Source organism: Microcoleus sp. B5-D4 (genome assembly GCF_036705145.1).
GTDB lineage: Bacteria > Cyanobacteriota > Cyanobacteriia > Cyanobacteriales > Microcoleaceae > Microcoleus.
Genome location: NZ_JAUBTV010000146.1, coordinates 1 through 9,822 on the forward strand (window position 1 = coordinate 1; position 9,822 = coordinate 9,822).

Consider the following 9,822-nt stretch of genomic DNA (forward strand, 5'->3'; position numbering starts at 1 on the left):
GGGTCTAAAGCCCCGTCCTTATAGGACGGCTTCCTCCTAACTGTATAAAACAAATACAGTTAGAAACACAGGAAATACTCGTTTATCTTTAAGGACTTCAACAATGCGGGGATAGACTTCGGGGAAACTCGGAGGAGCGCCTACCATTGCATCGCTAATGCCGTGAATATCTGTTACTTCTGCGGGGATGGAAATTGAGGGTTTGATGAGGGTATCGAGCAAGGTTTCTTCAGTGTGATCGATAATTGCTATCTCTACTATTTCCGCATCGTATAGCCCCGTTGTTTCAGTATCCAGAATCACCCAATCTTTCTGGCTTAATTGTTCTCTTGCCCAAAGAACAGCATTCACCCTATCTTTTTCTATGAAACCTACTTCTCGATACCATTCCCGGTAATCCCGCTTGATTTTAGCTTTGAGACGGTTGGCGGCTAAAGTTTCCAATTGTTTGGGAGATGGCTTTCTTTTGGGTCGGCAGGATTCGGGATTGTGGATATCGTAGAGAAACACATCGTATTTTCGAGTTGGGATAACGCCTGAAGGTTTTAGAGGCGATAAACCAAGCTCACCCAATTGCTTTTTAGTTTTGAGATGTTCTGGTGGCTCATTGGATTCGCCCCACCAACTGTATTGGGTTAGCTCCATGTTTGACAGCTCGATATCAAAACAGCACATTCAAAATATAGTTTGATTTGTGGCACGGGAGAACCCACGCAACAACTAACAAAATAATACCATCGAAGTAGAAAACCCCCAGATTGGGGGATGAGTCGCCCGCTGCAAAACTAAACGACAATCTAATGATTTTATCAAATAAGCGTCACTATCTGTAAATTAAAACAACCAATACTACCTCGGTTCAAGGTATCCGCAGCAGCTAACATCCCTCCACTTTTCATTCTTTAGCATCGGCTGTTAAAGCTTGGCATTAAATCTCTCAAAGTTCGTCTGCCTGGTCTGATTATACCCAGGATTGTTCAGGTTTTTACCTATCCAAGAAATCGGCAAAATGTGCAATCAAAGCCGCCGTTCCGTATTTGCGAATCAGGTAAATAAATACGGGCTTGCCGACGCTTGAATACGAACGAGGCGAATCCTTATCTGGTTTGGTGCATTTCAGGACATTTTTAATAATATCAGAGGCATTGCGACTCGTATCTAGATACGCTAATACCTGCTCGAAAAGAGCTGATTCCGTTGTTTCACAGAAGTACCTGGATACGAGAGACGCGCCATCTCGAATCGGGTACTCTTTATCTAGTAAGGGTTCTAGAGGTATCCCACCGCCCTTTGGGGTTTGGGGTGTGGATACGTCAGATTCTTGCGTATCCCGCTCTGAATGCTCCCCTGTTTCAGTAATTTCTGATGATTTAAAAGTCTCTTCAAGGCGCTGTTTTGCTAGTTCCCAAAGTTTTTCTGGGTCATCAGTTTCGCTGGTTTGGTCAACTCCCATATTCTGTTTATTGGTATCAGCGGTTGGCTCAATTGGCTCTTTTACCAACTCTCGTTTCCATTGGCTCAAGTCGGGTACAACAGCGGGGAATTCGCCTAATTCGCAGCTAATCCATGCCGCTCTATTTCCCAGCGATTCCAAGTAATCTCGCACTTGTTGGTATTTGGCGTATTGCTCGGAGTCCTTGGGGAATTTGTTGCGGTAGGATTCACATTCTTCTACAGCAAACTTACCCATGTAAATGCTACAGAAACACTCAGTTAAATCGCTTTCACCCTCCAATCCCCAAGTTACAACTTGTCTGCCCTGCGCTAAAGCAAAGATGCGGATGTTGGTTTCCCTGGCTAAAGTAATCATTTCACCCATAATTTGCTTGGCACTGAGAGAAATAATCTGTTTGGTTTTGCTAGCGACAATCGCTCTTACATTACGCGAAATTGCTTTCCATTCATCAACAGCTACATTCCAAATGGGTGAATCAATCCCCTTTGCCATTAATGCTGTACGCCGTACTCTTTCACCTTGCAATGCTTCCAAAGAGGAGCGGATAGCTTTGTAATCTTCAGGCACTCCTATTACATCCAAGCCAATCCATTGATGCGGCCACCGTTTGACCGTAATTACCGACTGCTTTTGGGATGGCATCACATCCATCAGCCAATCAAAGAGCGTGGTTTTTCCGCCATTTGTGGGTGCAACTCCTCTCAAGTGAGGAAACATCTCAGGAGTCTCCCTAAACTGCTTCCAATCAAAGAACTTCACTCCTAAATTGGGAGTTACTGGCAGTTCTACGCCCAATAACTGATTGTTATTTTGGGCGGATTCTGTGTTTGATAGGAGTTCCGCATTTTCAACTTCATCGGACTTTGATTCTATTGGAGCGGGTAAAGATGCGGGTAAAGATTGGGGAGTGGCGGCGGTTAAAGCCTCCAACAGTTCGGGATTCTTCTCCAAATAAAGCGTGTTGTAGCCGTCATAGAGTTCGCGCTTGAAGTCCTTCACTCTCAAGTCAGCAGCAATCGCTGTTTTCTGGATTTCTTCCTCATCCAAAATGTCGCTGGTAGTTGCTTCTAATTGCTTTTGCCGTGCCTCAAATATCGCAGCCTCTTCCTCACTCTTTCTCTGCTTTACCGATGCTGCACCCGATGTGAAATAACCCGCACCAAAGCTGATTGCAGCAATTACGCCGGATGTAGTACGCAGCAGCCCCCAGCCTTGATGCAGCTTCACAAACTTAGCATTCTTGGGATACTGGGAACCCGTTACCACAACAGGCGTACAGGGATTTGTAGCTCCATTGCAGTAACTAAGGTGTTTGTCAAAGTACCCGAATAAACTGAACCCGCTACATCCGATACCCACAATCACACAGGCGATCGCACTTTTCATTTGGTCACCTCCGCCACAGTGTAACCAACAAAAGTAGCATCACCGATACACCAACAATCACGACAAGCTGCCACACTGGGATGAACCCAAAGCCGACGCTTAAAGGCATATTTGCCAGTAGCCACGCCGCATCCCAAAATGCAGCAATAGTTCCGAGAATCACCACCAACCCACTAATCCGCCTCATGGATAGTAAATAAGAGGTTGGGTTTTTCGGTTTTACTACAAACAAGAACCCGGCTACTAAAACCACTGCGACGAGCATTACAGGAGCACCGACAATCCTCGAAACGTGAGCGATGGATAGACCAACCGCAAACCAAAATCCTTGACCACAAAAGCTGTTTAAGTTCTTGAGAAACCTCAATTGGTCTGATTCTTCTAATTCGGGGAGTTGTGGTTGTTGTGAAGGTGGAGCAACAGGAGGATTTTGAGGTTTGGGGATGAGAAGTGTTGGCAACTGCATGGCTATTTCCCTGAGAAAAAGTCAAAGGCTTTACCGCCCCATTTTTTTAGCCAACCACTTGTATTGTTAGCGTTATTGCTAGCGTTATTGCTAGCGTTATTGCTAGCGTTAGTGGTAGCAGGAATTAATTGTTTGCTACTAGATGATGGCAAACCCAATTTCCCACGAGTACCGTAAGCGAACAAGTATTTTATCCTATTTCTCTCTTCGCTTTTTGCCTCTTGAGCTGCTTGTCGCTCCGCATAGTTGGCTGCTTCTATTTCAGGTTTTTGGGATAGCGCTTCTTTTTGACGGGCTAATCTGTTAGCCACAATCTGAAGAGAAATCTCAAGATCGTATTCGGCTAAATCATCGTAATCAATAACTTCTTGGTCGAGTAGTCTTACGCCAACATCCGAATCTTTGGCTAGCTTTTTGGTATTGGCCTGCCAACCTTTCCATGCCAAGAACACGTCGAGCGTGGCCCGATCGATCTTCTCCATGCCCTTAGCACCAGCTTTGACGCATCGGGCTACAAACTCGTTGTATTTGACAACGCCGTCAATATAGTCGTTGACGTGTTTTTCTAGTTTATCGAGGTTGTCAATGAGGAACTTGATTTCTTCAACCGAATCTACGAATGCCCCCAATTCTTCCTCGGACATTCCAGCAAAGGCTGATGGGTCGAAGCCGTAGTATCCCTGAAAAGTAGTCAACATTTCAGGTGCGCTATCAAATGCTTTGACTTTTCCGACTAAGGCTGGGGCGATGGCTCCATCACCAGTGTATTTAACAATTGCACTCATGGTTTGTCTCCTTTAATTAATTCTGAGTTATGTAGTTGATTTACAATTAATTACTTCCCCCCAAGCGACGGTGCAAATTGATAGCTGTGGTTCGTGCTGTTGTCGATATTCTGGTCGCCTTGAACTACCGTGGGTGGTAAATCTTTTACGGCTTGTCGATAACCGTCGTGGTAGACAGATTTACCTGCGTAAACCAGCATTGCGGGGATGGCTGCAAACAGGAGTGACGCACAAATTGCCGAGAGTTTATCTGACATGGTTGTTACCTCGAAGTTTCATTGGGACTAAATGAAATGTAAACCTGTCCTTGACCGCTACATTTAATATGAGCCGGAATGTAACCCAAAATTTGGCAGATTCCCTGCCAAAATATCTCTTTACAAATTAGGTAGTTGTCGGGGATTTGCTCTTTGCGGTACACAGCCCACGCCATGTCTACAGATTTGACAATTGCTTGTGGTACTGGGTCTAGTTCCACTAACTGCTTTACTCTTTCTAATTCGCTGCTCATTAGAGTGACCTCATTAACTACGATTCTTCCAAGAAGTTGATATTGATAGCATCGCGTCGTTTCCACCACGTCGTTAATCGACTTATCCAGCCTTTTTTCTTACCTCGCTCCTCATCTTCACTTTCAGGCTCATCAACATCATCATCTTCATCCTCATCTTCTGCAACTGGTGGACTGTGCCAATTGCAGTTAGGTCTGTCTATCCAGTAGGGGTAAACTCGAACAGGTTTTCCATTTACCCGATCCACATAGTTAATTCCTGCCACATTGCATTCAGCGTAGAATTCGTCTTCTTCTGTAAGCGTTGCAGGAGCTAGCAATCTTTGATAGTCTTTGTTTGTGTCCATATTTTCCTATCCTGCTGATTCATATCCATCACATTCATAATCTTGCTGTTCAGTTTCGAGGCGGTAGCAAACTCCGGGATAAGGGCATTCTCTCAGCCCTATACAATCAGGGGGGAAATATTTCTCTTTGGGCTGGCAAAGATTTTTACTTTCGTCTACCGCTTCTAAGTAAACATCGCTCTCAATAATGTTGTACAGCGTACCGTATCGATTGCTGTACAAATCGAGGTCTTTGATCTGACAGAATGCTAGACATTTGTTGTCGGGAGGGTACACAAAAACGTGCTGCTCTCCGTGCCATAAGAAAACCTCTTTTTTGCGGATGTGAACTAACATCGCTGTACTCCTTAGCTCTATGTTTATGCCTTGCTCAATCTGGTAACAAAATCTCGTTATCTGTCTTGCTAAAGATGACATTTTTGCCGTATTCCACACAGTAAGGCTTCAGTAACTGGTACTTTTCATCCCGGTCAGTAAACAGGATGTGTACCAGTTTTTGTTCTTGCCATCCTGAATTGCAGTGTTTAACTGTTGCCAAGACTTCTCTGATTTTCACGCACACCCTCCCACTAATACTGCCACTTCGCTCACTTGGCTAATTGCAGCCAGTTTAGACTTAACGACCCGCCACAATCTCAATCCAGGACACACTAAATACAACTCAATAAAACCGTAACTGTCCAGCATCAGACAAACCTCATTAGCACGATTGTTTCTTCAGCGTAATTGGGATTGGGAGGCAATATAATGCCAGGTTTTTTAGGTTGCCTCCCCCGTTGCAGGCTCAGAAAAAAGATGAGATTCAGGAGCACCTTTTCCCTGTGAGCTTGCCTTAAAGCTAGGGCTTCCCCCAACTCTCGGTGAGCGCCTACCAGAGTCCTGGTGAAATCCTCCGTGGCGGTACTGACTTGGTTGGTAAAACAGGCTTTGGGACTGGCAAATTGGCATCCCGCAAATCCAAGGGAGCTGCTTTTACGGCCGAGGTGAGAACGCTGAAATTACCTCGGATATTGGAGGCCATATCGGTTAAACCGTGGGTCAGATTTGCACTCAGAGAAATCTTAAAGGCATCTAGGATTTGGTCGCTAACGGCTCCGGCAACATCGGCCATCCCCAAGGATGCTTCGCGAGTCATTCCCTCAATGGCTTGTATCGCTCCGCTTTTCTCTTCTTCAGCATCCCGTTTTTCGCCGCTGGCGATCGCTTCTGAGTCGATGTCGTTGCAGTATTCACCGCGTCCGTTCCGAGTTCCCACTACTTGTTTGAGTGCCAAAGGCGGTGCAATTCGCTGATTCAGTACCAACTCGAAATAAAGGTCGATTTCTGCGCTGTCATCAGGGTTCAAAAGAGAGTTTTGCCAATCGGGCTGTCCTAAAGCTTTGCGAGCGTTGGTTACGTCAGAAACTTTGTTGAGTCCCCATTTGCTTTTGATGTCGCGGCGGTCAATTGTCGGTTCGGTATTCATGGGTGGGTAATCCTTCTTGTGCTAATCGTTCTCGAACAGTGGCAATGCAGCGGTTGGCTTCCAGAATCCAAGTTTCTAGGGTTAGCAAGCAGTTCAAATGAAATTGAGAAAATGTCCGGCGGTAGGGTTGTCTCTGAAACTCGGGGCATTCTGCTTCTAAAAGGGCGAGTCGGGTTTTGAAAGTAGCTTCAGGCATCGGTTTTCCCTCTTTACCTAGAATTACCCTTACTTCTGCTCTGAAGTAATTTCGATGCTTCCATGTCCCACATCGACTGTTAAAAACAGCTACGTCTACAGGCTTTTTAGGTGTTGGCATTTTCTCATTGGCATTTGATTGGCTACTTGTTAGCTACATCACCCGAAACTCTGATTCTTTCGTTAGCTGTTTTCGGAGTCGCCCGAAGTAGCTAACGAAGAATCAAAAAAAATTATTTCCTTTCCGGCGTGCTAAATGATTTGGCATCCCAGATACCCCAGACTTCGCGGGCAGAAGCTACGGCTCCTTGGAGCGCTTCTGCTGGCGTGCGCCCGAAAACTATAATCTGGCGGGGTGGATTGTACTTACGGGTGACGGTAACGCTCCACTTGAATTGATGGCTTTTGAGTGATTTCATCGATCGTCCCTCCCGTCGCCTGGAGATGGTGCAGTTTCCGATGAAGCCAACAGGGAAACGGAGAACAAGCGAATTAGGCGCAGCGCTTCGGGTTCGGAAAGCCAAACATCCAAGTGTTCCAAGGAATCGGAAAACAAATCCGATAGTTCGCATTGAGAGAGCGCTTGGAGTACCGTCGATGAATAGTGCTGGGCGTAGGTGATCGCTTCAATCAGGGCAAGCTTTTGGATGCGGTTGCAAGTGCTCAGCAGCGATTGCCAGCAAGAATGGAGTTGGCGGCTGGAGAATTGGTCGGCTATTGCCTCCACTAAGGCGATCGCTTCCGATTCACTGGGCAAGAAATCGAAATCTTGGGGCCATTTATCGCCAAAACATTCAACAGTACCGCACTCTTTAATGGAGCGGGCGAGCGTGTCCCTTTGGCGCAGCGAATAAACGACCGCTTCCATCAAAACCCAGAGTTCTGGTTCTGCCATCGTTTCCACGGATGCCAACAGCAAAGGGTACAAAGAAGCGCTCGTCACTTTTGGCGTTGCAGCAGCAGCGGACACCTCAACCGTTATCGGTATCGGTATTTGTGTCATGATTGAAAAACCTCATTAATGTGAGTGCCGTACCCCGCCCCAGAAGATTTCCAGTCATAGGGGGCGGGGTTTGGTTTTGGTGTTAAGCCATAACTGTGTATGCACAGACGTAACTATGTATGCACAGACATATCACTTTTGTTTAGGTGTTGTCAAGCCCTATGATGAAAATTGTTAATTGTGCATACACAGACAAATGACCAGAAAACCGGCTGAACGCAGCGCTTGGGGCGAAAACAAAGAGCGCTACAGCATTTTTGTGACTCCTACGGCAATGAAAGCGATCGACACCAGGGCTGAGGTGCTTGGAATCTCGCGCTCTGAATTCTTGGAACAGTTCGCCCGCCTGGTTGCAGGGATGACCGACACTGAACTAAAAAAGGAGGATAGGGAGGAATTGACCAAAAGTGTTGGAGCAAAGTATCGCATTAGCCCGCGAAGAACTTGCTGGCCGCGGTTTGTTTCTCAAGCGCAAGGCTAAGGGCGCTCGGGTTCAATTGCTAAAAAATCAAATTATGGAATGGGAAACACTACTTGAAAAACTAGGTTGAACTTTCGTATACACCAAGCTTGGACTGTCGGAGTTTAGTGTATAGGCCACGTAGAGCGCGATGAAGCGTCAAAGGAGTTTTTGATGAGTGAATCAGTTAGAGCCGTCAGGGCTTTCGTGCAAATAGGTTCCCTCACAGTCGATGGGTTTATGTTGCCAGACGGCAGTTACCGGATGAGCCAAACACAGGCGGCTGAGTGTATTGGGGATGATCCAGTTTACGCCAGAAACTTTTTAGGTTCTAAGGAGGGTAAAGCCATACTGGGTGAGGGTTTTACGCCAGAAACTTTTGAAGTTGACCCCACGGGACAAGTCAGAGGACAAACTCGCATTCGGGGATGGCCCTTAAGTGTTGTTTATGCTTACTGGATTTACCGCTGTTACAGAGGAGTTAAACCTGCTTTTGACTTAGTTGTGGCTTTGGGTACTGAAACATTAGAGCGCCGATTTGACATAGCTTTCGGCGTTACTCGCACCGAATCCGAACGCAACGAACTGCTTGGCCAGCGAGTCCAGCAACTCGAACGCGACCTGCGAATGTTGGGCAACGCTTACTCTGCTGAAGACGAAATTCGGTGGGAGCGCGACTACTACGAGCGCTTGCTTAGAGAAAACGGCATCGACCCTTGGAGAATTCCGGGGGGTGAGGATGAACCGGGTTAATTGCGATCGGCAACAATTGGGATTTTTCGATTCGGAAATTCCTTGTCAGCTAACGTTCGCTCGCAATACGTCCGCGTATAGAATTTGAAAAGGCTGTTGTCAACAAGCGACCGCCCGCATCGATTAGACCAGACCAAAAAAAAGTCCGCGTCTTTAGAAGAGACGGCAGACAAACAAAAATAAAAAACTTTAGATTCATCATAGTCTATTTCTGCCATTACCGCAGATTTTGCACCTTTGCACATTAACGGTAGCTGTGGCAGAGCCGTCTCTTCTACTAAGCGCGGGTTTTTGTAAAAAAACCAGCACGCAGCGCTATGAGTAGCGAAAGAGGCATCTATGAATATTGCAGATCAATTTTTATCAACTACCGCGTACCTTTGCCCCAAACACAAGAGCCACATTGAGAGCAGAGGACTGCTGAACAAGTGGAGTTACGCCAACTGCCGAAGCGTATCTGCTGACGAGGCATCAGTTTACTTGGGCTATACCGCCAAGTCTGGTGGCATCTTCTTTATTGGTGCAGGCACACAATTTCAGTTCAGGCCAGACAAGCCGTGGAAGTCAAGAGAAGATAAAAAGGCACCCAAGTACCGCACCCCGTTAGGGGAATACGACGCTTTTCTCCCTCAGCATCCAACCGATAAGGACTATTGGGATACTGAAAAACTTGCAGAGCACTGCTACCACATTAACGGTCAGCCCTACATCTTACTAACTGAAGGAATCTGGAAGGCCATCGCGGGATGCTGTCATGGTTTACCTACAATTGCCTTGATGGGCATCAGCATGGGACTGACTGCCAAGAAAAACGACTTGCAAGGTCAACGCTTTCTCGTTGCCATACTCGAACACTACGCTCGTGCCGGTTTTGGATTCATCATTGCCTTTGATGCAGATGCAGCCACCAATCCCAGTGTCATTTGGGAACAGCGGAAACTCGGCCGCCAGTTGCTTAAGTTTGGTGTCCCCGTTCGCAGCATTACTGCACAATG

General features: G+C 46.5%; 16 protein-coding genes. 3 read left to right on the forward strand and 13 right to left on the reverse strand.

Annotation, left to right across the window (positions count from 1 at the left end; all coding sequences use genetic code 11):
- Positions 1 to 36: 36 nt before the first annotated feature.
- The 13 genes from QUB10_RS33065 to QUB10_RS33125 form a co-directional block, all read right to left on the reverse strand.
- The gene (locus QUB10_RS33065) at positions 37 to 645 is read right to left on the reverse strand and encodes an exonuclease domain-containing protein (protein WP_333207334.1); all 609 of its coding nucleotides are present in this window, start codon (positions 643 to 645) and stop codon (positions 37 to 39) included.
- A 340-nt stretch (positions 646 to 985) separates the two neighbouring features.
- The gene (locus tag QUB10_RS33070) at positions 986 to 2,842 is read right to left on the reverse strand and encodes a hypothetical protein (RefSeq protein ID WP_333207335.1); all 1,857 of its coding nucleotides are present in this window, start codon (positions 2,840 to 2,842) and stop codon (positions 986 to 988) included.
- 4 nt (positions 2,843 to 2,846) lie between these two features.
- A complete protein-coding gene (locus QUB10_RS33075) occupies positions 2,847 to 3,308 on the reverse strand; it encodes a hypothetical protein (RefSeq protein WP_333207336.1) in 462 nt (153 codons plus the stop codon).
- 2 nt (positions 3,309 to 3,310) lie between these two features.
- Positions 3,311 to 4,093: a hypothetical protein gene (locus QUB10_RS33080; RefSeq protein ID WP_333207337.1), complete on the reverse strand. Its 783-nt coding sequence runs from the start codon at positions 4,091 to 4,093 to the stop codon at positions 3,311 to 3,313.
- 50 nt (positions 4,094 to 4,143) lie between these two features.
- Positions 4,144 to 4,350 carry a hypothetical protein gene (locus QUB10_RS33085; protein ID WP_333207338.1) on the reverse strand — a complete coding sequence of 69 codons (207 nt, stop codon included), beginning with the start codon at positions 4,348 to 4,350 and terminating at the stop codon, positions 4,144 to 4,146.
- A gap of 5 nt (positions 4,351 to 4,355) precedes the next feature.
- A complete protein-coding gene (locus QUB10_RS33090; protein ID WP_333207339.1) occupies positions 4,356 to 4,604 on the reverse strand; it encodes a hypothetical protein in 249 nt (82 codons plus the stop codon).
- 17 nt (positions 4,605 to 4,621) lie between these two features.
- Positions 4,622 to 4,951: a hypothetical protein gene (locus tag QUB10_RS33095; protein ID WP_333207340.1), complete on the reverse strand. Its 330-nt coding sequence runs from the start codon at positions 4,949 to 4,951 to the stop codon at positions 4,622 to 4,624.
- A gap of 6 nt (positions 4,952 to 4,957) precedes the next feature.
- Positions 4,958 to 5,287 carry a hypothetical protein gene (locus QUB10_RS33100; RefSeq protein WP_333207341.1) on the reverse strand — a complete coding sequence of 110 codons (330 nt, stop codon included), beginning with the start codon at positions 5,285 to 5,287 and terminating at the stop codon, positions 4,958 to 4,960.
- 34 nt (positions 5,288 to 5,321) lie between these two features.
- On the reverse strand, positions 5,322 to 5,507 hold the full coding sequence (locus tag QUB10_RS33105) for a hypothetical protein (protein WP_333207342.1): 186 nt from the start codon (positions 5,505 to 5,507) through the stop codon (positions 5,322 to 5,324).
- Between the two features lie 312 nt (positions 5,508 to 5,819).
- On the reverse strand, positions 5,820 to 6,416 hold the full coding sequence (locus QUB10_RS33110; RefSeq protein ID WP_333207343.1) for a hypothetical protein: 597 nt from the start codon (positions 6,414 to 6,416) through the stop codon (positions 5,820 to 5,822).
- Positions 6,394 to 6,612 carry a hypothetical protein gene (locus tag QUB10_RS33115; protein WP_333207344.1) on the reverse strand — a complete coding sequence of 73 codons (219 nt, stop codon included), beginning with the start codon at positions 6,610 to 6,612 and terminating at the stop codon, positions 6,394 to 6,396. Before QUB10_RS33115 ends, QUB10_RS33110 begins: the two co-directional genes overlap by 23 nt.
- Positions 6,613 to 6,844: 232 nt before the next feature.
- Positions 6,845 to 7,030 (reverse strand): hypothetical protein, encoded by a 186-nt coding sequence (locus QUB10_RS33120; protein WP_333207345.1) that lies wholly within the window; start codon positions 7,028 to 7,030, stop codon positions 6,845 to 6,847.
- Complete coding sequence (locus tag QUB10_RS33125; protein WP_333207346.1) at positions 7,027 to 7,614, reverse strand: hypothetical protein; 588 nt, start codon at positions 7,612 to 7,614, stop codon at positions 7,027 to 7,029. Before QUB10_RS33125 ends, QUB10_RS33120 begins: the two co-directional genes overlap by 4 nt.
- A 196-nt stretch (positions 7,615 to 7,810) precedes the next feature.
- Here QUB10_RS33125 and QUB10_RS33130 point away from each other — a divergent pair, with 196 nt between their 5' ends.
- The 3 genes from QUB10_RS33130 to QUB10_RS33140 all read left to right on the forward strand — a co-directional run.
- The gene (locus QUB10_RS33130; protein WP_333050754.1) at positions 7,811 to 8,095 is read left to right on the forward strand and encodes a hypothetical protein; all 285 of its coding nucleotides are present in this window, start codon (positions 7,811 to 7,813) and stop codon (positions 8,093 to 8,095) included.
- A gap of 153 nt (positions 8,096 to 8,248) precedes the next feature.
- A complete protein-coding gene (locus QUB10_RS33135; RefSeq protein WP_333207347.1) occupies positions 8,249 to 8,827 on the forward strand; it encodes a hypothetical protein in 579 nt (192 codons plus the stop codon).
- A 339-nt stretch (positions 8,828 to 9,166) separates the two neighbouring features.
- On the forward strand, positions 9,167 to 9,822 hold a 656-nt coding region (locus tag QUB10_RS33140; RefSeq protein WP_333207348.1), incomplete at its 3' end, for a DUF3854 domain-containing protein.